The sequence below is a fragment of the Niastella soli genome (assembly GCF_017742245.1).
In the GTDB taxonomy this organism is placed as follows: domain Bacteria; phylum Bacteroidota; class Bacteroidia; order Chitinophagales; family Chitinophagaceae; genus Niastella; species Niastella soli.
Window position 1 is genome coordinate 190,046 of sequence record NZ_JAGHKO010000010.1, and the last position, 24,483, is coordinate 214,528.

Below are 24,483 nucleotides of genomic sequence, written 5' to 3' on the forward strand. Positions count from 1 at the left end.
AGAAACAAATACAATGGCAAGAGATATTACCAAGTACCTGCACAATGAAATGGATAAGGAAGCAGGCATTCAACATAGTACACATAGAACCAAAATTGTAGCTACCGTAGGACCTGCCTGTGACACGTATGAGAAACTGCTGGAGCTGGTAAAAGCTGGGGTTAATATTTTCCGCCTGAACTTCTCACACGGCACACACGAAAACAAAGCCCAGATCATTGAGCATATCCGTGCCATTAATTCAAAAGAACCATACAACATTTCGATACTGGCCGATTTACAGGGACCCAAATTACGGGTAGGTGAAATTGAGAATGGCGCCCTGTTGATTGAACCCGGCGATATACTCACCTTCACTTCTAAAGAAAAGGTAGTTGGTACAAAAGAAAAGATCTATGTAAGCTATCCAAACCTGCACGAAGATGTGGAAGTAGGCAATAAGATCATGATCGACGATGGCAAGCTGGAAGTAGTGGTAATTGAGATTACCAAAGCCGGTGATGTTAAAGTAAAAGTTACCTATGGTGGTTTGCTGCTTCCTAAAAAAGGCGTGAACCTGCCAGATACCAAGATCTCCCTGCCCGCCTTAACTGAAAAAGACCTGGCTGACCTGGATTTTATCATTGGCCAGCAGGTTGACTGGATTGCCCTTTCTTTTGTGCGTAAATCAGAAGATATCGTCGATCTGAAAAGAAGATTGCTTGAAGCCAACAGCAAATCGAAAGTTATTGCCAAAATAGAAATGCCTTCTGCCCTGGTTGACCTCCGTAACATTATTCTGGAATCAGATGGTGTAATGGTGGCCCGTGGAGACCTCGGAGTGGAACTGCCGGTTGAAAAAGTTCCGATGGCACAACGGGATATTATCCGTAAATGTATCCACCGCGCCAAACCGGTGATCGTAGCTACCCAGATGATGGAAAGCATGATCGACCGCGTAAAACCCAACCGCAGCGAGATCACCGATGTGGCCAATGCTGTACTGGAAGGTGCTGATGCCGTGATGCTGAGTGGCGAAACCGCTACTGGTAAACACCCGGCCCTGGTTGTTGAGACCATGCGCAAGATCATTTTGGAAGTGGAGCGTACCGAATACCGTTATAACCGCGAAGAAGACCTGAAACCCTTGCCGCACTCGCCTTCTTTCTTAAGCGACGCCATTTGTTATAATGGTTGTAAGCTGGCAAAAGATACCAAAGCCGATGCGCTGATCGGTATGACGCAAAGCGGCTACACCGCATTCGTGCTTAGCAGCTACCGTCCTTATTCGCCTTTATACATCTTCACTAAAGAAAGAACGCTGGTAAATCAGCTGAGCTTAAGCTGGGGCGTGCGTGCCTTCTTTTATGATGAAGAAGAAAGCCTTGACGATATCATGTTCGACCAGATCAGGATCCTGAAAGAAAGAGGATTTCTTAAGACCGGTGATGTAGTGGTGAATACAGGTAGTACACCGGTGCATCTGCATATTCCTACCAACGTAGTGAAGATCACAAAGGTTGACTAACGGCCTCCCTCATAATACTTAATAAAAAATGGCACTTCTTTAGAAAGTGCCATTTTTTATTATTTACCATCAACCTTCAACCTTCTAGTTAAACTTCACCACCTCAAAATCCGATCCTTTTATTTTACCCAGCTTTTGCAGGTCATCATTATTCCAGCGATCGTCAGGTGCACCAGTGATATACATGTTGCTGCCAATATCGGCCAGGATCAATCCATACTTCTTCATTGCTTTTAAAATGACCTGATTGGTAGCAGAATAACTACTGATATCGAAGCTGTTTTTCAGGCGGATACGAGCGCCAAAAGGCAATGTATACTGGCCGCCGGTACTATTCACTTTATGACGGGCCGGAGAGATATAAGCGGGTTTTACATTGGATTTTTGCAAAGTAAACCGGATGGGGTGATCGATCTCGCCTTTCACTATCTCCTCATAGCGTACCAGTCCGGCAAAAATGGGTAACCCGGCTGCATCTGCTGAAGTATACCCTTCTTTACGCAGGGTATTTGTTTTCAGATCGAAGATGGCGCCCGATGAGGCCTCCCAATGATCGCTTTTTTTGGAAGCATTGTATAACTCATACAATACCTTGTTATCCTTATCAACAGCTATCACATGACTGTCGCCGCCCGTGCCATTGCCTTCAATAGGCGCATCCAGGGGTATAGCATATGGACCTGCATCGCTTTCATCGCCATACGCATCATCGTATTGATTTCCGCGAAAAGTTACCGGGTATTTTGTCTGGCCGCCGCAAACCACCACATAGGGAATACCAATAGGCGCACCATCCCACAGACCACTGCCAAAGTCGGCCTTTATAGCATAACTGCCCAGCGCTGTAATGATCTGAGTATTATAGGGATCAATTGCGGCCTGGGAAATATCGGTTCGCCAGGGATTGTCGGCAGGGAAAATTGGGAAATTCTCAGCATCGGCTTTACTGACTGTACAGCCTGATTGATCACCGCCGCCACCGTTACCGGGGTCGTCCCCATTTTTATTGTCTTTCTTACAGGAAGCAGCAAGCAATACCAGGAGGGCAAATGCGGCAGTTTTTTTCGCCGCAAAGAAGCACGTTTTCATATGAACAGGGATTTATGGAGGCTTATTGAACAATAATTAAGCCATGTTTCAACTTTGATTAGTATAAAAGAAATGGTCCCCCAACGAGCTGGGGGACCATTTACTAATATTTTATTTCCAATCTATATTTACTGATACTGAATATAAATAGGTTGAGGTTTTAATTTCAATACTTCGGCCGGTGTTAAAACGCGGCTGTTTGGCTCACGCAGGTCATTCTTATAGAAAAGCTTGAAACCGGTAAACTGTACAGGTTCCTTATAACAGAACTGTTTATAGGTATTGAATTTACGGGCCTGGTGTCCCCAGCCATCCATATCCATAACAATCTGAACATCAGGCTGTAATTTGATCTGTTTGTAATTGGTGACCATCGCCTGGGTAAAGCGGTGCACTACCAGTATCTTAGGTGGCAGGTTGTTGGCTTTTACCAGATTGGCCAGGTAATCAGCTGTCCAGTTGATATCTGCCGCATCCATGGTACCGATCACCGAACCGGGTTTTTTGCCTGTTTTCATGGAGAACTCAGGGTCAATACCCAGGTGTACGTTTGGCATTTTCAGGTATTTTTCAAGTACCGGAATTTCCTCTGGGAGGGTACTTAGTGCAATTTGTACATCAAGAAATACCAGGGCATTCATTTTCTGCGCCATTTTTATGGCCTTGTCTATCTGGGCCGTAGGCATGCGCAGGCGGTATTTACCGGCATCGCCAGGACTGCCCTGGGCAGTTGCAGCTATGTAGTGAATGGCGGGGATCACTTCCACAGTAGTATCCGCGGCCTGCCATTTCTTTATTTCACCATTTAATTTTTCAATTACCACGTCTTCCGGGTATTCACCCAATACCCCCATTTTCTTGGAATAGAAATTACCATAGTAGGCTACAACGCGTTTAAAAGGAAAAATAGCCCCTACATTGGGATAGGCCCCTTTTACCGGCCATTTCCCACTTGTGTCGCCATTGGCATTCCAATTCAGTTTGGCAATGAATAAAGCAGTATCCAGTGGTGGTAAGGCGGGTTTTGCAACTTCTGTATCGCTTTTGGCACTACCATCCCCTTCGCCCGGAACTGTTTGTCCCTTGGCACTATTGGGTTTGCACATGGTGAAAGATAAAGTTGAAAGGGAAAGTACTAATAACGCACCTGTCCAACATAGGGCGGATTGCTTCATGGTAATTGATTTTTTAACAGATGGCCAAGAGGCCTTTTTGGTGATTTATAAGTTGCTCTACAGAAAGGTGTAAAGGTCGGGTAATTTGTTAACAACGCACTAGGTGTTAATATATTTTAGCAGTTTATTGGATTACCAGTTAGCAGTTTCCTGTATTATCTGGATATCGGCTATTCAGAATTTAATGCTTAACAACGCCGTTTACTGGCAAAAACCAGTGTAACTTTATAGGGCGTTAACCATTCAACGGGCAAACTCAGTTAATAGTCAATGGGTTTACCCATTACCAATTTTGCAAATCTTTTAAATTGGTTGCCATGAATACGCTTCAACAAATTCACCGGTGGAGCCTCGCCCACCACCCCCGCTGGCTGGTTGTATTACGGGTAGCATTAGGGGTCTGTCTCTTTTTTAAAGGTATCTTCTTTCTGGCGAATACGTCTACTCTTCAGGAGTTGGTTCAGGGCAGCGTGGTTGCCAACCGGAGCGACTGGATGGTGATCTTCATTACGTGGTCTCACCTACTGGGCGGCTTTTTGATCATTATCGGATTGTTGACCCGATGGGCAGCTTTGCTGAATGTGCCGATATTAATGGGCGCCGTGATTTTCATCAATACCCAACGGGATTCATTTGGCAATTTTGAACTGCCCTTTGCCTTTATTGTGTTGGCAATGCTGATCTTTTTCCTGATTGAAGGGGGCGGCCCTATTTCGCTCGACAATTTTTTCAGTAAGCATCAGGCCTAAAGGCCGAAGTAAGAGGTAGGAAGTACGAAGTAAGAGGTTCCCGAATGCTGAAATCTCCTACTTCTTACGTCATACCTTACTTCATCAACTTTGAAATCAGATTTATCTACTCCCCCTCATAGATCACTCCCGAGGTAGGCGTCTCATGTAATTCAATCCGATGCATGGCCGGCAATGATGGCTTCAGTTTATCCCAGATCCAAACGGCTATCAGTTCGCAGGTAGGGTTTTCCAAACCAGGCAGATCGTTCATGAGTTTATGATCGAGTTGTGCCACCACAGGTTTGATGATCGCCTTTAGTTCTGCAAAGTCAATGATCCAGCCAAATTTGGGATCAGGTTTGCCTTTCAGCCACACCCGCAAACGATAGGTATGACCATGAATGTTTTTACATTTATGGCCTTCCGGCACATTTGGCAAAAAGTGAGCTGAGTCAAAGGTAAATTCTTTATAAAGCAGCATAAGTAAATTGAGCCGCAAAGGTAGGAAAGAATTGGAATAAGAACCTGACTTTGGTCAGTTCAGAGTTGACCAGTTAACCAGAAAGAAGGTTGACTGCGTTGATTAAAGTTATTTAGTTTGTAAGTTATTGAGTTTTTTAGTTCAGGTTCAGGGGTTCCAGGTTCCAGGTTCCAGATTCCAGGTTCCGAGTTCCGAATTCCGGGTTCTTTGTTGCTTCGCTCGCCGCCCACGTGCCGATGAAGCTTTAGCAAAGGCGGAAGTGAATCCAGATGTCGTAAATTCTCTCACGTTTCTCGTTTCACGTTCACGACTGCCGATTGCCATTTTCCTGCTGCCTACTGCCCATTACCCATTGCCTTCTTCTGTTTGCCGTCTGCCTTCTGCCCCGACTTCGCCAAGGCTTCGTCGGGCAAGTCTGCCTTTTCCCATTGCCTATTGCCCATTGCCAATTGCCTTCAAAAGAAAACCCCAGCAGTTTCCACCGCCAGGGTTTGTATGGTTTTTCGTGCTAGCTATTTATTTATGCAGGGTAATTGTTCCTACGTTAGTTTCTTTTCCAACAGTTACCGACACGTTGTTAATAGTTGTATCCTGGTAACCGCTTCCGGCATTAACATAAACAGAGTAAGTCCCTGAATTCAAACCACGTACTTTCCACTGACCATCTACCCATGGCAAAGCATAAGCTGTATCAGTAGCATTGTATACAGTTACAATTGATTTTGAATTACCTGGTTTTATTACGCCTTTTACAGAACCGGATTCTTTAATAATGAATGCCTTGATGAATGGCTGCAGCGTGAACCGACCATCGCGTAAACGAACAATAGAACGGCCGCAATCGAAGTCGAGCCACAGGCGGTAATGACCACTGGAGAAGTTTTCCCACTCATGACCATACAATTTAATGGTAATGGTTTGTCCATTCAATAAGCTCAACGGATAATTAACGCTATCTTTTACAATAGAGTTTTTGGTACCGAGGGTAATAACAATTTTTCTGATAGTACCATCTTTCACCATACCTCCAGCAAGCAAAGTATCAATACCATTACGTAATGACAGCAGATCATATACACCTGGTGTTATGGCCAGCGAATCCCATACTTTACATTTATCGCCATTGTTGTTACCATTGCCCTGGTTATCGTCGTCATCATCATGACGTTTGCGACTTTTATCGCAGGTATCAACCAACACTTTTACTGATTGAATGTCGATGTTCACTTTATCAAAAAAATCAGTTGGTCCATCTGTAAGATAAAGGCTCAGCGACTGCTTACCCTCAGGGACAGTTGAATTGTCTGACTTGTCTTTGGAACACGCATAAAGCACGATTGCTCCTGTAGCAACAATCATTACATACTTAAACAGGTTTCTCATTGATTTCATATACGATGGTTTGTTTTGAATCAAAAACATTTCAACAGACCTTTAACAATTTCCGTGCCTTTGTCATTAAAATTTATAACAATAAATGTTTGCACCTACCCAACGCTATTGTTACTGTAACGTACACATACTAAATGACTTCCGTTTCACAAACCATTAACAAAACAGCCATTAAACCTTTTGAAAAACCCATAGTCTAAGCACCTACTCGATGGGGCTATTTTTATATTTTTTTAGTCCACCTTTTTTGTAGACTTACTAATTTGATGTATCATTGTGGTGAATTACACTACTATGCAACTGTACAATTCAAAAGAACGATGTTGACGATGTATCACTGAGCAGGATACATTTTTTTAACTATCAAATATTGTCGCATGAATCGCATACCACGCAACAGTTGGCTGATTGCGTTGCCAGCCTTCATTTTGCATACATCAGAAATTTATCCAGAACGGCCGCACACCATCGCAGGTGCTGTTAAGAACAGTGCTACCGATAAATACATTGAGAATGTGTACATCTATATTACTTCAGGGGAGGAAGAAGCGCTTTCCAATAACAAAGGCGCCTTTACTATTTCAACCTGGCAGGACCTGCCGGTGACACTGGTGATCGAGCACCCGGTATATAGACAAAAGAAGATCCGCATCACAGATGCGTCGCAATATCAGCTTATTAAACTGGACCCAAAACAATAAAGCTAATTATCCGCACCAATCATTACCGGCTATGAAATTAAACCTGCTTGCGTTGGCAGTTCCTTTTTTTGTTGTATTCATGGCATTGGAGTTTTTTATTGCCCGACAAAAAAAGAAACCAATATTCAATCTGCATCATTCCATTGCAAACATTAGTGTAGGCATAGCAGAACGATTGTTAGACGTATGGGTAACCGGTTTGTTCTTTTTCATATACGATTATTTGCAGCGGCACTTTGGATTGTTCCATATTCAACCCAGTATCCTCTTGTGGATCGTGTTGCTGTTGTGCACCGATTTTCTATGGTATTGGTATCACCGGCTGGCGCATGAAGTGAATTTGTTCTGGGCTGTACATGTGGTGCACCACCAAAGCGAGGATTTTAATTATACCGTATCGGCACGCATCACCGTGTTCCAGGCGTTTGTTCGCACCGGTTTTTGGGCTGTGCTTCCCGTGTTGGGTTTTCCGGCATCTATGATCACCAGTATTTTGCTGGTTCATGGGTTATACCCTTTCTTTATACATACCCAACTGATAGGGAAACTGGGCCTTCTGGAATATATCCTGGTGACCCCTTCGCACCATCGTGTTCATCATGCCAGCAACGAAAAGTACCTCGATAAAAATTACGGCGATGTTTTCATCATCTGGGATAAGCTGTTTGGCACCTTTCAAAAAGAAGAAGATAATATTCCTATTCAATATGGGTTAACGCACCCGTTAAAGAGTTACAGTTTTTTATGGCAGCATTTTCATTTCATTGCAGAATTGATCCTGGCAGCCCGTAGGACCAAAGGAATAAAAAACAAGGCAAGGCTGCTTTTTGGCCGGCCCGATCTGGTTGATCATCGCTTTAGGGAACAGGCAGAAGAAAAGCTGCTGGTGCAACAAAACGATATTCCGGTTGACAAACCCCTGAACCGGTATGTAGTATGGCAGGTTGCGTTAAGCATAGTGTTGTTATTTGTATTTATCCTGTTTGAAAGATACCTGCCTATTCACCAACAGCTGCTTATCACAACTGCGCTGCTGCTAACCCTGATCAACTGTGGCGCTATTATGGAACAAAAAAAGTGGGTGGTGTACCTGGAGTTCTTACGATTACTTACGGTCACTATTGGCGTTATGATCGCTTATTCAACCTGGTGGTACAGCATTTTACTTGTACCGGTTGCAGCCATCCTGTTCACCTGGTATTTCGAGGGCATCCGAAGCTGGTACTTAAGATGGGTATACTGGAGAGAGTAAAATATGAGTTACGTGGCCGAGGGGCAAGGCGGAGGCTAGCAAACCCTCCTACGGTGGTTCGAATCCACCCGTAACTGCTGCTTTTCATTTGGCAAAGCAATCATTCATTCATTCATTCATCAAGGCGGTGTTTCTACACTGCCTTCCTTTTCATTTTTGGGCATAAAAAAACCCCGACGGAATCGGGGCGTATGAACAGGCAATCGTTATAATTTTCATTAACTAACCAAAGTTTCTTTTTTCTTGGCATTCAAACAAGTGTTAGCCATAAAATCCCAGGTAAGCAGTCGCTTACCCAATAATATTAAATAAATTCACATGTTTTGTTTTTGGAACTGACTATTCTTTTAGAAAGGGCTTTTCAACAATACCCATCATTAAATTTCAATTAAATTGCCTAATACCCTTCAATTCCCGTGAATTTGTGCCATAAAATCAGCTTTCCAGAAATTGGAATAAGCCCAAAAAAAAATTAAATATTTTTTGAGATCAGACGCTTGAAAGAGCGTTTTGGGGTTAAAAAGGGACTTTTTCTTGATACTCCTTTGACTCCTCTTTGGCACCTTTCTAACTGTATTTGACCTTGGTGTAACAACCCTGTCACCATAAGGGAACTCCGTATTGCCCATCTCCTGGCTCCGTTGATAAGGTACAATGTGTGCTTTTTAGCTATATATCTGATTCTACCTATTGTCGTGGCCCGAGATAGCAATATGAAACCATTGAGGTTGAATTGTGGAGCATTAGTGGTAATAAAAAAAGGTGTTGTAAAAACAACACCTTCATATCCTTCCATTTAGGTCAGGATTCAGATTTTACACTCAGGCCCTTTTACGCTTTGCACCATGACACTCCTCATCTATGGCCTTTGATAATTCGGGCTGACTAAGCCTTCCATGGTATTCGCGGTCGTTAATAAACAACGTAGGAACGTTACGAACGCCTTTGTCCAATCCTTCCAATAAATCTGTCCTTACCGTCCAGCCATATTTGCTTTCCACCAGATCAGGTAGAAAGTTTTTACTGATAACCCCTACTTCACGCGCGTACTCGCGTAAGCTGATAGATCCCAGCCGATGCGGATGCGCAAAAAGCAGATTATGCATTTCCCAGAACTTGCCTTCCTGGGCGGCGGCTACAGCCGCTTCTGCCGCTTTATGCGCATGCTGGTGTATTTGGGTTAACGGAAAATGCCGGTAATTGAATCTGATCTTATCGCCATGTGATTCCAACAACTTATTTATTACTCTATGTACTTTGCCACACTCTACGCTCTCATAATCGCCATATAAAACCAGACTCACGGGCGCTTCGGGATCACCGGCCCATAATCCTTTAGTAGGAATGATCTCCTTGTTCTTGTCATTTTTTATTGGCATAATTGCTCCTCTTTCAATTGATTTCTGTGTTAATGTTCCGACTGGGCCAAGACTTGTGCCTTCGCTGGCGGACGATGTAAAAAGGGCCACTCTACATACAGCAGAGTGGCCCTGGTTCTAAAAAAATAAACTCATCCTATAACCTGTTCAAATAAAACCTGTCAGGCCATCCCCAAAATCAAATGCCACGAATTGTAACTGACCTGACAGGCATAGATCACAGGTCTATCTCACTCACTTTTAAATAACGTTCTCCCTTCGATTTGGTTCTCGCCTATTAGCAATTCCTTTCCTTTTAACGATTTGTTATATTACTTCACCCTTTCCGGTGCTTCATTCCTGAATACCACTACCCCATCAAAGACATCGACCATTACCGGTTTCGTTTTATCAATGTCGGCGCCGAGTATCTTTTTACTTAACGGATTAACGATTTCTTTCTGGATCAACCGTTTCAATGGTCTGGCTCCAAATTGTATATCAAATCCCTGTTCGGCCAGGTATTCAAGGGCATAATTGCTGAACCGCAGATCGATGCCATTTTCCGCTACCTGTCTTTTCAGGCCGTTCAATTGTATTTGCACAATACCCATGATCTGTTTCTTCAACAATGGCTGGAACATGATCACTTCATCTACCCGGTTCAAAAATTCAGGTCTGATGGTTTGTCGCAACAGGTTCATTACTTCTACCTTGGCCCGTTCTGTAGCCTTTTCCACGTCCTGGTCCTTTACATCTTCAAACGCTTCCTGTATCAGATGGCTACCAATATTGCTGGTCATTATTATAATGGTGTTCTTGAAATTCACCACACGACCTTTGGCATCGGTAAGCCGGCCATCATCCAGTACCTGTAATAATACGTTCCACACATCGGGATGTGCTTTTTCGATTTCATCCAGTAATACTACACTATAAGGTTTACGGCGAACTGCTTCTGTAAGCTGACCACCTTCTTCATACCCTACATACCCCGGAGGCGCTCCCACTAACCGGCTAACGGTGTGTTTTTCCTGGTATTCACTCATATCGATCCGGGTCATCATACTTTCATCGTCGAACAGGTATTCGGCCAGGGCTTTTGCCAGTTCAGTTTTACCAACACCGGTAGTTCCCAGGAAAATAAATGAACCAATCGGTTTTCTGGGGTCGTGTAACCCCGCTCTGCTTCTGCGAATAGCATCGGCTACGGCTGTTATCGCTTCATCCTGTCCTACCACCCGCTCGTGCAGTTTATCTTCCAGGTGCAACAGTTTCTCTTTATCACTCTGCAACATGCGGCTCACCGGTATGCCGGTAGCTTTTGCTATTGTTTCGGCAATATCTTCTGCATCCACTTCTTCCTTCATCAACCGTTTGTTTTCGCTAATGGCATTTAACTGGTTCGAATACTCACTGATCAACTGCTCCTGTTCTTTTATTTTGCCATAGCGGATCTCTGCCACCGTTCCATAATCGCCATTACGTTCGGCCTGTTCTGCCTGCACTTTCAATTGCTCTACCTGGGCCTTGGCATCCTGCACCTTGTCAACCAGCTCTTTTTCTTCCTGCCATTTGGATTTTAAGGTATCGCGCTGCACACTCAAATTGGCAATTTCGGTATTCAGCTCCTTCAGTTTCTCTTCGTCGTTCTCCCGTTTAATAGCCTCGCGTTCAATTTCCAGTTGCCGTATTTGCCGTATTAAATGATCCAGTTCCTCAGGCATCGAATTCATCTCTAACCTCAATTTCGCGGCCGCCTCATCAATCAGGTCAATCGCTTTATCGGGCAGGAACCGGTCGGTAATATACCTGGCCGATAATTCCACTGCCGCAATAATGGCTTCATCCTTAATGCGCACATGGTGGTGCGTTTCATAACGGTCTTTCAAACCGCGCAGAATAGATATCGCATCCTCAACCGATGGTTCATCTATCATTACTTTCTGGAACCTGCGTTCAAGGGCTTTATCTTTTTCAAAATATCGCTGGTATTCATTCAAGGTAGTAGCGCCTATTGCCCGCAATTCACCACGCGCCAGGGCGGGTTTTAATATATTGGCGGCATCCATGGCGCCTTCGCCGCCACCGGCCCCTACCAGGGTATGGATCTCGTCGATGAACAAGATGATCTCTCCATTGCTTTCGGTCACTTCCTTTACTACGCCTTTTAACCTCTCTTCAAATTCACCTTTATATTTGGCGCCGGCGATCAGCTGGCTTATATCAAGGGTATAGATCACTTTTGTTTTCAGGTTCTCGGGGACATCGCCATTTACAATACGATGGGAAATACCTTCGGCAATAGCTGTTTTACCTACGCCAGGCTCACCAACCAGCATCGGGTTGTTCTTGGTACGGCGCGACAGAATATGTAACGTTCTGCGTATTTCTTCATCCCGGCCAATAACGGGGTCTAATTTTCCCTGACGGGCCAGGTCATTCAGATTACGTGCATATTTATTCAGCACGTTAAAGGTGCTTTCCTGGGTTTGGGATTGAACAGTATCGCCTTTGCGCAAATCTTTAATTGCCGTCACCAATCCTTTTTCACTTAATCCTGCTTCTTTTAATAACCGGGCAGTAGAATCGCTCCCCTGCACAATGGCTAAAAGCAAATGTTCGGGGGTGATGAATTCATCGCCGAATTGCTTTAATACAGCTCCTGCGCGCAGCACCACGTTATTGGTTTCTCGGCTAACAGACTGTGCAGCATCGCCAGTTGTTTTAGGCAGTTTATTGATAGATTCCTGTAATTTATTTTCCAGCAGGTTCACCGTTACATTGTTCTTTTTTAATAAGTATTCAACCGGTGAATCTTCCTGATCGAGCAAAGCCTTCAACAAATGCTCCGTTTCTATATTTGGGCTCTGTGAATTAAACGCTAATTGTTGTGCCTGTTGAAATGCTTCCGCTGCCTTTATGGTAAAATTTCCTAAGTTCATAGCGTGTTAATTTGAAATTGTAATAATTTGAAATCTTGAAAATGCCAGCCAGGCCTTAACCAACCTTTTCTTTATGCTGAACGTAAAAGTGATTGGTCCGGTTCAATCTGGTGCCGCCATTTTCAAAAAGCTGTATAATACCTACAAATCATAATCCAGGCCTTAAATTCATGCATTTATGTCATTAAAAACCCGTTCTATCTGCCTCATTTGCAGTATTCTATCTTTATTCCTGTTATTCTTTCAGTTTTCCTTTTCGCAGTCCGACTTCAGCCAGGTAGATGCCCTGGTAAAAAAGAACCAGAAAATACTGGGCAACGATGTAGTGGCTCTGGTATATAAAGACGGGAAGGTGGTCCACAGCCAGGAATTGGGCGAGTTCAATGCCAAAACCCCGGCCCCCATTGCCAGTTGCAGCAAATGGCTTACTGCAGCCTTGGTGATGATGTTTGTTGATGAAGGCAAACTGGACCTGGATGACCCGGTTAGTAAATACCTGCCCGTTTTTGACAAGTACATGAAGAGTTATGTAACCATTCGCCAATGCCTGACGCATACTACAGGTATCGAGAACGATAAAGGCAATTTATTAAAGATGGTGCAACGAAGTAAATTCACTTCGCTGGAAGAAGAGGTAAATACTTTTGCCGCCAAAGAGATCTCCAATAATGCCGGTACTGAATTTCATTATGGCGGCATAGGCCTGAACGTTGCCGGCCGGGTGCTGGAAGTGATCACTAAAAAGCCATTCGATCGCCTCATTCAGGAGAAATTATTGCGTCCCTTGAAAATGAAGCAAACCTCGTTTATGAATGAAAATGGGTATGCCCCCAATCCCTCCGGCGGCGCCCGCAGTACCGCCAATGATTATATTAACTTTTTATCGATGATACTCAGTAAAGGTATGTTTGAGGGTAAAAAAATACTGAGCGAAAAGGCAATTGAAGAAATGGAGAAACCTCAATTCACCAATCTGCCGGTAAAATACACGCCCAAAGTGGCGGAAGGTTTTCACTATGGCCTGGGGGAATGGATCCAGGAAGAAGATGCCAATGGCAATAGCACCGTGGTAAGTAGTCCGGGTTTGTTTGGCACCTGGCCGTATATTGACAAATGCCGCAACTATGCCGCAATCATATTTGTAAAGTCGTTGCTGAATGAACAGAAGAAGGATATTGCCATGCAGTTTAAGAGCGCAGTGGATGAAGTGGTTGGGGGCAGCAACTGTAAATAAAAGCACTCACTACTCACCACTGACATTCATAAAAAAGGGCCTCCCGGGATTAACCGAAACGCCCATTGTTCATCATCAGTCCTTATGCGTTATGATCCTTCGTGAATCATTTATTGTATTGACCTGTAACCGAAAAATAAAGACAAATAAAAAACCGGCTGAGCCGGATTACATTACAATTATCCGAAATACACAAAACCACTTAATACAGGTAGTATATTATCCTTGCTTATAAGTAGTTGTTAGCACTGTCTCAGCACCAAAATACAAGCAACCAACCGGCCCGGTTATTGCTTGTATTTTTTTACCAAACATCTTACTTATGAAAACAATTGCTACACTCACTATCCTTTCCCTCCCACTCGTCACCTGCTGTACCACATTAAGTCCGGAACATATCAGAGGTCATAAATGGCTGTATGGCCAGGGGTATCGTATTGGAGACCAGTTACAATTTGATAACAAAACTTATAGCTTTAAAGGTGACACCATCTTGAAAAGTAATTTACCTGTAGCTGTTGTAGTAATGTCATCCGGCGATCTGTTGGGTAATAACAATGATATTACTATTCAATCGCTGGCTACGGGGGAAGAGGGTTTGTATCATGAGAAATAACAGACGGCAATCGTGAATTGGCAGACGGCAGACGGGCCTTCGCTACGCTCAGGTCCGGAGTCATGAATCGTGAAACGTGAAAGTCCTTATTGTGGAACTCCGATTATTATCGGCAGTTGGCAATAAATTTTTAGGCGGCCAAAATAATTATTAGTCCCGACAGTCGCGAGCCCACTCACAACTCACATTTTCGCCTTCAGCCCGATACTTCCTACTTCTTAACTCTTACTTCCCTTATCAACTCCATCAACCTTATTAACCCTAACAACCTTTTAACTGGTCAACTGATCAACAACCTTATCAATCCGTAAACTTATCAACTTGTTAACACTTCACCTCCCTATTGCAAATGCCGTGGGAGATGCTTATATTTATTATAAGAGCGATATTTCATTTTAGAACCATACCGTACTTCTTATGAAAACAGTTTCCTACATGGTGCCAGTAGTCATGTTATTATTATCGTTCCTGTATAATAACAATCCCTTTGTGGTAAAAGAAGAAGCGCAGGAAGCGTTTCAATTGTTGAATACTATTCGTAGCAACCCGGAGAAATATTACAAGGAACTCTCCCTCAATTCAAAACTGCGGATCACCAAAACACCCTTGCGGTGGAACGATACCCTGGCCAGGGTAGCCGAGATCAAAGCGCTTGACATGGCCAAACGCAATTACTTCGATCATGTTAATCCCGAAGGCTATGGCATTAATTTTTTCATTAACCAAAGTGGCTATAAATTGAATGCCGACTGGCTAAAAGATAAGAAAGAAAACTACTTTGAATCAATAGGTGCCGGTCACGATTCCGGTGAAGCCGCTATTAAAGCATTGATCATTGATGCAGAAGACGCCAGCAAGGGCCACCGCGATCATTTGCTGGGCATTGGCGATTTTGACGCCACCCTATTGGATGTAGGCATCGGTTTTGTAAAATGCGATGGAGGAAAATACCCCTCTTATACCTGTATTGTAATTGCCAAACACAACTGGTGATCAACCCGCCTACTCCGCCAGTTGACGGATTCGACGGGCAAAAAAAAATGCCATCCCGAAATTCGAGATGGCACCTGAAGAAGGTAATATCCAATTTATTTCGCAATTCCCAGTGGGGAGAAGTATGCAAACACTGCAATAATAAACACCAGCACCAGTAAGGTTAATATCAAATCTTTCTGATTCCAGCTTGCACGGGATGCTTTTTTATCTTCAGCAACCGTAGTAGCAAACGTCAATCCTTTTATATGCGCTTCATCTGGTGCAGGAGTAGCCAGGCTTATCGCAACCATCAACACTACCGAGAACACGAACAGGGCAATACAGAAGTATAAGAAGTTCATAGTAGCGAAGTCGTACAACAGACCTGGACTTAACTGGCCTTTCATTAATTCAAACACCAGTTTCAGGATACCAATTATAAAACCTACCACCATGGCAGTGTAAGCCCCTTTTGCATTGATCCGCTTGGAGAAAACCCCCAGCAAAAAAGCGGCGGCAATCGGTGGCGCCAGATACGATTGTACGCTTTGTAAATAGCCATACAAACCTTTTGAGATATTTTTCATCAACGGGATCCAGATCATACCCAGCAGCACCACAATACCCGTCGCAATACGGCCCACCCGCACCAATTCGTGATTGGATGCATCAGGTCTCTTTTTCTTATATATATCCATGGTGAACAGGGTGGAACAGGCATTGTATACAGAAGCAAGCGAGCTCATTAAAGCGGCCAGCAGACCACCGGCCAACAATCCTCTTAATCCAACCGGCATAATTTCCTTTACCAGCGTTGGGAACGCCACATCGGTATCGGTCATATTTAATTTGCCCTGTTGGTGTAATGTATAAGCGATCAACCCGGGGATCATGAATATGAAGAATGGCATCAATTTTAAATACGCGGCAAAGATGGTCCCTCTTCTTGCTTCCTTTTCATTGCGTGCTGCCAAACAGCGTTGTACAATATGCTGATCGGTACACCAGTACCAGAGCCCCACAATCGGCGATGCAAATAGGATGCCGGCCCATGGAAAATCAGGATTCGACAATGGCTGGAACATATTCAGTTTTTCCTTGGGCAGCGAGTGCATCAGCGTGTCCCATCCACCAACTTTATCTAAACCAATGAACAACAACACGGCAGAACCCGCTAACAATACAATGGCCTGGATGGCTTCGGTATACATTACCGCGTGCAAGCCACCAAAGATGGTATATACACCCGTTACTACTACAAGGATGATGGCGCCAGTCCAGAAGTCAACCCCCAGCAGGGAGTTAAACACCAGCGCGCCGGCATAAATAGTTACCGCCGCTTTTGCAATTACATAGCTTATGAGCTGGATGATCGACAACAACCATCTTGCTTTTGCATTGAAACGCCTTTCCAGGAATTCGGGCATGGTATACACCATGCTGCGCATATAGAAGGGTACAAATACCCAACCCAGCGTAAGGATGATCCAGGAATGCAGTTCATAATGCCCCATCACTACCCCGCTGCTGGCAGCGGTTCCGGCTAAACCTACAATATGTTCAGAACCTACGTTGGAAGCCAGGATGGATGCACCGATCACAAACCAGCCCAGGTTACGGTTGGCCAGAAAGTAATCAGATGGTGAGTCTTTTGCTTTTTTAATTGACCAGATGGAGATCGCAGCTATTACTGCCAGGTACAGGCCTACGAATAACCAATCGGTTGGACCAAGAAAATGCATATGGCAAGCTTGTTTGGTTACGAATGTTGTTGTTAACGTCCCCTTCGTTAAAATAAGTCGCTACCGGGGATCCCCAAAAATGAAGCAGGAAGTATGATGTAAGAAGTAGGAAGAACCTGAATTTCGATTTCTCTAATTAATTCCAGCCTTCTTTATTTCTTACCTCTTACTTCCTACTTACTATCTCTTATGTCCTATTTCCTACTTCCTACTTCACAATCCTATCTCCACAAAATCTATACTTTATACTAAATATACTGATTGATGATGTTTTCCAGCCATTCCTGTTTACCGCTGGTCTGTTTGGGTTCGCCATTCGTTAAAGCAAACTCACGCAGGTCTTCCAGTTTTAATGCACCGGTCTCAAATTCTTTTCCTTTACCACTGTCAAAAGAAGCATAGCGGTCCTTACGGAATTTCAGGTAAGGCGATTTTTGCATTACTTTATCAGCGATCACCAGTGCACGGGCAAATGTATCCATGCCACCTATATGCGCCATGAAGATATCTTCCAGGTCGGTTGAGTTCCGGCGGGTTTTGGCATCAAAGTTTATTCCACCACCAGCAAAACCTTTGGCTTCCAGAATGATGAGCATGCTTTCTACCAGTTCATTCAGATCTACGGGGAACTGGTCGGTATCCCAGCCGTTCTGATCATCACCCCGGTTGGCATCGATGCTACCAAGCATACCCGCATCGGCGGCCACCTGCAATTCGTGTTGGAAGGTATGGCCAGCGAGGGTGGCATGGTTTACTTCAATATTCAGTTTAAAGTCTTTATCAAGCCCGTAATGACGCAGGAAACCGATAACGGTAGCGCTGTCATAATCGTATTGGTGTTTGGTAGGCTCACATGGTTTGGGTTCAATAAAGAACACGCCTTTAAACCCTTGTTTACGTGCATAGTCACGCGCCATGGTCAGGAACTGGGCCAGGTGATCGAGCTCACGTTTCATGTTTGTGTTCAACAGGCTCATATAACCTTCGCGGCCACCCCAGAATACATAGTTCTCGCCGCCCAGTGCTATGGTAGCATCGAGCGCATTCTTCACCTGAGTGCCGGCATATGCAACAGCAGCAAAATCAGGATTGGTAGACGCACCATTCATATAACGGGGGTTACTGAACACATTGGCTGTTCCCCATAATAATTTCACGCCGCTTGCCGCCTGTTTTTGTTTGGCATAATCAACAATTGATTGTAAACGGCTTTCATATTCTTTTATGTTAGCACCTTCATCAACCAGGTCAATGTCGTGAAAACAATAGTAAGGAACACCCAGTTTGGTGATAAACTCAAAGGCTGCATCCATTTTGTCTTTAGCCCGTGCTACCGCATCAGCAGCATTATCCCAAGCGAAATGTTTGGTACCGGGGCCAAATGGGTCGGCGCCCGTGTTACAGAAGGTGTGCCAATAACAAACAGCAAAGCGTAAATGCTCTTTCATGGTTTTACCAGCCACTACTCTGTTCTCATCGTACCATTTAAAGGCCAGTGGGTTATCACTCTCCACACCTTCATACTTGATCTGTCCAATGCCTTTAAAGAATTCTTTGTCGCCTGTAATGATTTTCATATTAGTGAGTTTATTATTTACGTAAGATGATCTTTGTTTAATGTGAAGCTATTGTGGCCTAAGTCGCTTATCGTGAAACGGCAAACGTGAAATCCCGACAGGTCGGGACAGGCTGTGAAAGGGTCAACCTTATCACCCCTATCAACTTTATTAACCATTTCACCTCTATCAACTTAATTCCTCCCCGACACGTCGGGGCAGGCTGTCAACTGGTCAACCTACTTCAGTATATTATCAAGAAGCCCTTTCCATTCTTCATAAACCGCTTTATACTCCTTTTTCTTCGTGGGTTCTATAACTGTCAATGGTTTTACCTGGGTGAATGCTTCTTTAGGAGTTTTATATACGCCGGCGCCAATACCTGCGCCTATGGCCGCGCCTACGCTGCCATCACAGTTGTACAATTCAACCGGCACATGGGTGGTGTTTACAAACGCTTCTACAAACAGCTCACTGAGGAACAGGTTGGCTTTACCAGCCCTGATCACCTGCGGGTTCATGCCATTCTCACGCATAATGTCAAGTCCATAACGGAATGCGCAGGCAATGCCTTCCTGAGCTGCGCGGAACAAATGCGCCTGTGAATGAAGGTTTAAATCGATATGATGAAAGTGTACGCCAATGATCTGATTGTTCAGCATTCGTTCGGCGCCATTCCCAAAGGGCAGCACGCGTAAGCCATCGGCGCCCACCGGCACTTTTGACGCTTCGTTGTTCATTTGGGTATAGCTGATAGCCGGAGTGAAAATATTTTTAACCCAGCGATTCAAAATGCCGGTGCCGTTGATACATAACAGCACGCCCAACCGTTTTTCATCATTGGTATAGTTAACGTGTGCAAAAGTGTTCACACGCGATTCGGGATCATAGGTGAGTTCGTCGCTTACGCCATAGATAACACCTGAAGTACCGGCCGTTGCGGCCACTTCTCCGGGTTCCAGCACATTTAACGACAACGCATTATTAGGCTGATCGCCCGCTTTATAAGTAACCGGAATACCGGGCTGTAATGATAAGGATTCAGCCACGCCTGCACTTAATCGTCCATGGTCAGAGAAAACGTCCTGTATAGTGGGGATCAGATTGTCGTCAAAACCAAAATGCTCCATTACATCCTTGCTGATGCGGTCTTTTTTAAAATCCCAGAAAATACCTTCCGATAAAGCAGAGATGCTGGTAGTGATCTCACCCGTCATTTTCATCGAAATGAAATCGCCGGGCAGCATTATGCGAGCTGCTTTTTTATAGGTGGCCGGTTCTTCTTCTTTTACCCAGGCCAGTTTGGAGGCGGTAAAATTCCCTGGTGAATTCAACAGATGGGAAAGACTTGTTTTTTTGCCAATGGCCTTGAATGCTTTCTCGCCAATTTCCACCGCACGGCTATCGCACCATATTATGGAATTACGCAGCACCTGCTGGTCCTCATCAACCATTACCAATCCATGCATCTGATAGGAAATACCAATAGCACCAATATCGGCAGGATTATATGTATTGGAAGCATGCGCTTTTTTAATAGCCAGTTGTACATGTTCCCACCACATTTCAGGTGATTGTTCAGCCCAACCGGGTTGTGGAGATAGTATGGGTGATTCTGTTTCAGGATATTGTGCAGAGGCCTTACACTGTTGTGTTTGAGCGTCTACGACAGAAACTTTAATAGAGGACGTACCTACATCAATTCCAAGCAATAACATATGGCAGCTTAATTACTAATTTCTTAGGTTGAGAAATGTGATTTGAAGAATCTTAAAAGGCAGCAAGCTCCAGGTGGATTCTGATTCTACGCCTTTCACCTGCTGCCCTGTTAACCAAAAACCTTTATCGAAGAATCGAAGTTATTGGATATTAATAAGATGGTCTACCACTTTATTTTCAAAAACATAAACTATTTTAATATAACCGATATGCTTTATGTTTATTTTTGCTTAAAATAGTGGTTAAGGAGCCCGGTCATGAAACCCTTAGTTGAAAAATTACCGCTTTCGCAAAACACCTCATTTGTGGCGCGCACCTACCGCACGCCGCATTTTGAAGTACCCTGGCATCAGCACATTGAATATGAGCTCATCCTGTTCCTGGAAGGCGAAGGCACCGCTTTTATTGGTAATTATATAGGAGAGTTTAAAACCGACGATGTTTTTTTCCTGGGCAGTAACCTGCCTCATACCTTTCAAAAGGCGCATAAAGACATCATTACTGCGGCAGTAGTAGTTCAATTTACCGATGACTTTTGGGGCCCGGGTTTTATGCAGCTGCCCGAAAGCAAAAGCATTTTAAAACTGTTTACCGTGGCTATGCAGGGGTTGAAAATACAAGGGTCAACACGGCAGCAATTAAAACCATTGTTAACCGGGTTGGAACATTTACAGGGCTTTGCCCGCATCATCCGGTTGTGCGAATGTTTGCAGTTAATTACCACTGCGCATGAATTCGAAACAGTGAGCACGCAGGAAGTAAAAACCTTCCAGGCAAAGAATAAAGACCGGATCGATCGGATCTTCCAGTTCACCATCGATAACTTTCAGGAATCAATTGCCCTTTGCGATGTGGCGGCCACGGCCGGCATGAGCATCCCGGCTTTCTGCAGTTATTTTAAAAAATGCACCAAGAAGACCTATGTCGATTTTTTGAATGAAGTGCGTATTGGCCATGCCTGCAAGCTGCTGATAGACACCCAAAAAACCGTACTGGCGATCAGTATCGAAAGCGGATTCAATACCCTGGCCAATTTTAATAAGCAGTTCTTAAAACTAAAGCAATTGACCCCATCGGGTTTCCGGAAGAAGTTCCGCATACAGGAACAGGAGGAATATTTACCAGATGAATACAGGATCTTAAATGGCGAATAAGGAATACCATACCCAACAAATAAAGTCGTTTGTACGCGAATTAGGATTCGATTTCTGCGGCATTGCCCAGGCAAGGCAACTGGAAGACGATGCGCGGCGACTGGAACAATGGCTCAATAAAGGCCTGCATGGCAACATGCAGTATATGGAGAATTATTTCGATCTGCGCATTGACCCCACGAAACTGGTGCCTGGCGCCAAATCGGTAATAACCGTCTTACTGAATTACTTTCCGCAGCAAACCCAACAAACCAATACCCCCAACATTTCAAAATATGCGTTTGGGAACGATTACCACGAAGTGATCAAAAAAAAGCTGCATACCCTGCTGGCGCTCATCAATGAACACATTGGTGAAGTTCAGGGAAGGGGTTTTGTTGATTCGGCACCAGTACTGGAACGCAGCTGGGCACACCGCAGCGGGCTTGGCTGGATCGGTAAAAACGGCAACCTCATCACAAAACAACAGGGGTCATTCTTTTTCATAGCTACACTCATTGTAGATCTTGAGTTGGAATATGATGATCCCATAGCCAAAGACTATTGCGGCAGCTGCCGCCGGTGTATCGATGCCTGTCCTACCGGCGCCATTACCGAAGGCAAAGTGATCAATGGAAGCCAATGCATTTCTTACTATACAATTGAGCTGAAGGACCTGTTACTGCCCGATGATAAAAAAGGCCAGTTTGCCGACTGGATGTTTGGCTGCGATGTTTGCCAGGATGTTTGTCCCTGGAACCGGTTTGCCAAACCAACCCGGGAAGCCGGTTTCACGCCTATCCCCGAAATACTGAATTTCACTACCAAAGAATGGGAATCATTAACGGAGGATGCGTTTAAACAAATATTCCGGCACTCTCCTTTAAAGCGGGCTAAATTTCAGGGCATACAACGAAATGTAAAATTCCTGAAAGGGTAATGTTACCTGTTAGAACTGAAAGCCGAGCTTTATGGTCCCCCGGTGCAGATATTGTCTATAGGTATAATAATTATCATAACAGCGTCCGGTAGTGCAATTGTCGCCTATAAATTTATTTCGCCGCTCTACGTATTTATAACTATAACCGGCACTGATCGCCAAGCCGATCTTTGAAAGAACCGTAAACCTGTACCCCATACCGGCATCTGTATATACGCCACTACTATAAATATCTTCGTACCATTGATTGAGCTGGTCAGTTTTATCCTTTAAAAAATGACCGCCCACATCTGCATATAAAAAAGGGGTGGAGCTTTTCTTAAATATATTTTTTCTCAGATCAAGGAACAACGGGTAGCTGGTGCGGAAATACGGATCTACCCCCACTCCTATTCCCGCAAACCAGGTCTTATACCTGATCCCATTAATAGTTTGTAATTGATAAAAATTGTTTTTTGCCCCCGTTATGATCCCCACCAGGTTAATGGAAGAAAACGAACAGGAACAGCCTTTTTTGGCCGGTTGTTCCTGTTTTGCCTCCTGTGCATTGGTCATAAGAAATGATCCGGTAAGGATTACCCAAAGTAATAGCCATCTTTTTTGCATAACAGTAAATTATTCTAAGCCTATTTTACTGAGTAATCGGATATTATTGACATTGGAATAATCAAACTGATACAGGCCGTCTTTTGCAATTACCAATGCTTTATTGTTCCAGGTAATTACATCATAAGGTTCCATCCCATCTATTTTCTTTATCAGCTTCAGGTCATTGGCATCGGTAGCATCAAATACTTTTATCCCGTCCTTTCCATCGCAAAGGAATAATACATTCCCTTCTTTACCCAGGCCAAAGGGATTGGTCATACTATACTGCTTTATTAAAGATGGTTTTGACAGGTCTTTTATATCTATTACTTCCAGCTGGTTTACAGTACCGCCACAGCCATTACCTGAACGCAGGGTAACCCAGGCCCTGGTGTCATCGGCTATTACAGGATCGCAACTGCGAGCGTGTATAAATTCGCCCTGCTTAACCAGGTTGCCTGGCGTGGATACATCATAGATATACATCCCCAGCGCTGACCCTATGAATAATTTGTTTTTGAATGGATAGATCGTTTCAATTGTCTGGTTATTATTTATCACTGTTCTATTAACATACTTTGGCACCCTGGGATCGGAAATATTAAAGGCATACAATTCCGCTTTGGACACAGTATACAGGTGGTCATTAATAAGGGTGAACCGTGCCATGGAACCACCCTGACCAACGGTGGCGCTGTATGTGGGCTGCGCACTGGCACTGACCGATGCAAGAAAATCGTAATAAACGTTTGAGTTGGAATAGGCAACCGTGGTATCATGTCGTATCCAGCTTACCGTTACCTTAATGGAGTCAGGCGTAGAAGGCCGTGTTCCCCCTATAGAATTATAACTATAATAAATATTGCGGTAAGGGAAGGCGTTCTCAGCAAACGTGATAGCGGTTACAGCCCTGGGATCTTTAATATCAAAGCTTACCAGATCGCTGTATGAATCTGCGAACAATACATTGTTCCTTACAGCCAGATCTTCATTACCGGGAATGGGAATAAACGCAATGTTTTTGGGCGAAGAAGGGTTGGTGTTGTCAAAAATGTGAATGCCTTCATCAAACTCATTCAGGAAAATGTAATTTCCATAAATGTATATTTTACCGGGGCTTTTCACTGAGCGTGCCGGGCTGCTTTTCATCTCAGCCCGCACTTCAGGCATCGCTCTGTAAACAGGTGTATACCAGGTATACGAGCGGGTTATTTTTTCTTTATCACAACCAGATAAAGAGGCCGTTAGTATCACAGTTATCCATAACTGTAACACTGCCATAAGGTGCCTTTTCATAAGCTTAGCTTTTTTATAGCTGACAAACGTCAGAAAACAAGCGTTGCCTCTTC

At 44.1% G+C, this 24,483-nt stretch carries 20 protein-coding genes and 1 tRNA gene; 10 read left to right on the forward strand and 11 right to left on the reverse strand.

Annotation, left to right across the window (positions count from 1 at the left end; all coding sequences use genetic code 11):
- Nucleotides 1-13 precede the first annotated feature (13 nt).
- On the forward strand, nucleotides 14-1,507 hold the full coding sequence (gene pyk / locus J7I42_RS25100) for a pyruvate kinase (protein WP_209141634.1): 1,494 nt from the start codon (nucleotides 14-16) through the stop codon (nucleotides 1,505-1,507).
- A gap of 84 nt (nucleotides 1,508-1,591) precedes the next feature.
- On the opposite strand, the gene J7I42_RS25105 is transcribed toward pyk, so the two are convergent.
- Nucleotides 1,592-2,596, reverse strand: a complete 1,005-nt coding sequence (locus tag J7I42_RS25105) for a hypothetical protein (protein WP_209141635.1) — start codon at nucleotides 2,594-2,596, stop codon at nucleotides 1,592-1,594.
- Nucleotides 2,597-2,724: 128 nt separating this feature from the next.
- Nucleotides 2,725-3,771 carry a hypothetical protein gene (locus J7I42_RS25110; protein ID WP_209141636.1) on the reverse strand — a complete coding sequence of 349 codons (1,047 nt, stop codon included), beginning with the start codon at nucleotides 3,769-3,771 and terminating at the stop codon, nucleotides 2,725-2,727.
- Between the two features lie 317 nt (nucleotides 3,772-4,088).
- Here J7I42_RS25110 and J7I42_RS25115 point away from each other — a divergent pair, with 317 nt between their 5' ends.
- Entirely contained in the window at nucleotides 4,089-4,520 is a 432-nt protein-coding gene (locus J7I42_RS25115) for a DoxX family protein (RefSeq protein ID WP_209141637.1), read from the forward strand.
- A gap of 106 nt (nucleotides 4,521-4,626) precedes the next feature.
- On the opposite strand, the gene queD is transcribed toward J7I42_RS25115, so the two are convergent.
- Together queD and J7I42_RS25125 are read right to left on the reverse strand one after the other, a co-directional pair.
- The gene (queD, locus tag J7I42_RS25120; RefSeq protein ID WP_209141638.1) at nucleotides 4,627-4,983 is read right to left on the reverse strand and encodes a 6-carboxytetrahydropterin synthase QueD; all 357 of its coding nucleotides are present in this window, start codon (nucleotides 4,981-4,983) and stop codon (nucleotides 4,627-4,629) included.
- 516 nt (nucleotides 4,984-5,499) lie between these two features.
- Nucleotides 5,500-6,375: a DUF4382 domain-containing protein gene (locus J7I42_RS25125; RefSeq protein WP_209141639.1), complete on the reverse strand. Its 876-nt coding sequence runs from the start codon at nucleotides 6,373-6,375 to the stop codon at nucleotides 5,500-5,502.
- Nucleotides 6,376-6,752: 377 nt separating this feature from the next.
- Between J7I42_RS25125 and J7I42_RS25130 the strand changes: the two genes are divergently transcribed.
- The 3 genes from J7I42_RS25130 to J7I42_RS25140 all read left to right on the forward strand — a co-directional run bounded on the left by J7I42_RS25130 (nucleotide 6,753) and on the right by J7I42_RS25140 (nucleotide 8,405).
- Nucleotides 6,753-7,076 (forward strand): carboxypeptidase-like regulatory domain-containing protein, encoded by a 324-nt coding sequence (locus tag J7I42_RS25130; protein ID WP_209141640.1) that lies wholly within the window; start codon nucleotides 6,753-6,755, stop codon nucleotides 7,074-7,076.
- Between the two features lie 31 nt (nucleotides 7,077-7,107).
- The gene (locus J7I42_RS25135) at nucleotides 7,108-8,328 is read left to right on the forward strand and encodes a sterol desaturase family protein (RefSeq protein WP_209141641.1); all 1,221 of its coding nucleotides are present in this window, start codon (nucleotides 7,108-7,110) and stop codon (nucleotides 8,326-8,328) included.
- A 6-nt stretch (nucleotides 8,329-8,334) separates the two neighbouring features.
- Nucleotides 8,335-8,405 (forward strand) — tRNA-Cys (locus J7I42_RS25140).
- 744 nt (nucleotides 8,406-9,149) lie between these two features.
- On the opposite strand, the gene J7I42_RS25145 is transcribed toward J7I42_RS25140, so the two are convergent.
- Complete coding sequence (locus J7I42_RS25145) at nucleotides 9,150-9,707, reverse strand: DsbA family protein (RefSeq protein ID WP_209141642.1); 558 nt, start codon at nucleotides 9,705-9,707, stop codon at nucleotides 9,150-9,152.
- 311 nt (nucleotides 9,708-10,018) lie between these two features.
- Nucleotides 10,019-12,631 (reverse strand): ATP-dependent chaperone ClpB, encoded by a 2,613-nt coding sequence (gene clpB, locus J7I42_RS25150; protein ID WP_209141643.1) that lies wholly within the window; start codon nucleotides 12,629-12,631, stop codon nucleotides 10,019-10,021.
- 178 nt (nucleotides 12,632-12,809) lie between these two features.
- Between clpB and J7I42_RS25155 the strand changes: the two genes are divergently transcribed.
- The 3 genes from J7I42_RS25155 (at nucleotide 12,810) to J7I42_RS25165 (ending at nucleotide 15,474) form a co-directional block, all read left to right on the forward strand.
- Entirely contained in the window at nucleotides 12,810-13,865 is a 1,056-nt protein-coding gene (locus J7I42_RS25155) for a serine hydrolase domain-containing protein (protein ID WP_209141644.1), read from the forward strand.
- A 322-nt stretch (nucleotides 13,866-14,187) separates the two neighbouring features.
- A complete protein-coding gene (locus J7I42_RS25160) occupies nucleotides 14,188-14,481 on the forward strand; it encodes a hypothetical protein (protein WP_209141645.1) in 294 nt (97 codons plus the stop codon).
- Between the two features lie 417 nt (nucleotides 14,482-14,898).
- Nucleotides 14,899-15,474, forward strand: coding sequence for a CAP domain-containing protein (locus J7I42_RS25165; protein WP_209141646.1), 576 nt, complete (start codon nucleotides 14,899-14,901; stop codon nucleotides 15,472-15,474).
- Between the two features lie 95 nt (nucleotides 15,475-15,569).
- On the opposite strand, the gene J7I42_RS25170 is transcribed toward J7I42_RS25165, so the two are convergent.
- The 3 genes from J7I42_RS25170 to J7I42_RS25180 form a co-directional block, all read right to left on the reverse strand.
- The gene (locus J7I42_RS25170) at nucleotides 15,570-17,198 is read right to left on the reverse strand and encodes a sodium:solute symporter (RefSeq protein ID WP_209141647.1); all 1,629 of its coding nucleotides are present in this window, start codon (nucleotides 17,196-17,198) and stop codon (nucleotides 15,570-15,572) included.
- A 248-nt stretch (nucleotides 17,199-17,446) separates the two neighbouring features.
- The gene (gene xylA, locus J7I42_RS25175) at nucleotides 17,447-18,775 is read right to left on the reverse strand and encodes a xylose isomerase (RefSeq protein WP_209141648.1); all 1,329 of its coding nucleotides are present in this window, start codon (nucleotides 18,773-18,775) and stop codon (nucleotides 17,447-17,449) included.
- Nucleotides 18,776-18,993: 218 nt separating this feature from the next.
- Nucleotides 18,994-20,472 (reverse strand): xylulokinase, encoded by a 1,479-nt coding sequence (locus J7I42_RS25180; RefSeq protein WP_209141649.1) that lies wholly within the window; start codon nucleotides 20,470-20,472, stop codon nucleotides 18,994-18,996.
- A 258-nt stretch (nucleotides 20,473-20,730) separates the two neighbouring features.
- On the opposite strand from J7I42_RS25180, the gene J7I42_RS25185 reads away from it, so the two are divergent.
- Nucleotides 20,731-21,627, forward strand: a complete 897-nt coding sequence (locus tag J7I42_RS25185; protein WP_209141650.1) for an AraC family transcriptional regulator — start codon at nucleotides 20,731-20,733, stop codon at nucleotides 21,625-21,627.
- Nucleotides 21,617-22,546, forward strand: a complete 930-nt coding sequence (gene queG, locus J7I42_RS25190) for a tRNA epoxyqueuosine(34) reductase QueG (protein WP_209141651.1) — start codon at nucleotides 21,617-21,619, stop codon at nucleotides 22,544-22,546. The genes J7I42_RS25185 and queG overlap by 11 nt, the downstream gene beginning before the upstream one ends.
- Nucleotides 22,547-22,555: 9 nt before the next feature.
- Here queG and J7I42_RS25195 read toward each other — a convergent pair whose 3' ends face one another.
- Together J7I42_RS25195 and J7I42_RS25200 are read right to left on the reverse strand one after the other, a co-directional pair.
- Nucleotides 22,556-23,152: a PH domain-containing protein gene (locus J7I42_RS25195; protein ID WP_209141652.1), complete on the reverse strand. Its 597-nt coding sequence runs from the start codon at nucleotides 23,150-23,152 to the stop codon at nucleotides 22,556-22,558.
- Nucleotides 23,153-23,161: 9 nt separating this feature from the next.
- Nucleotides 23,162-24,430, reverse strand: a complete 1,269-nt coding sequence (locus J7I42_RS25200; RefSeq protein ID WP_209141653.1) for an LVIVD repeat-containing protein — start codon at nucleotides 24,428-24,430, stop codon at nucleotides 23,162-23,164.
- Nucleotides 24,431-24,483: the final 53 nt, after the last annotated feature.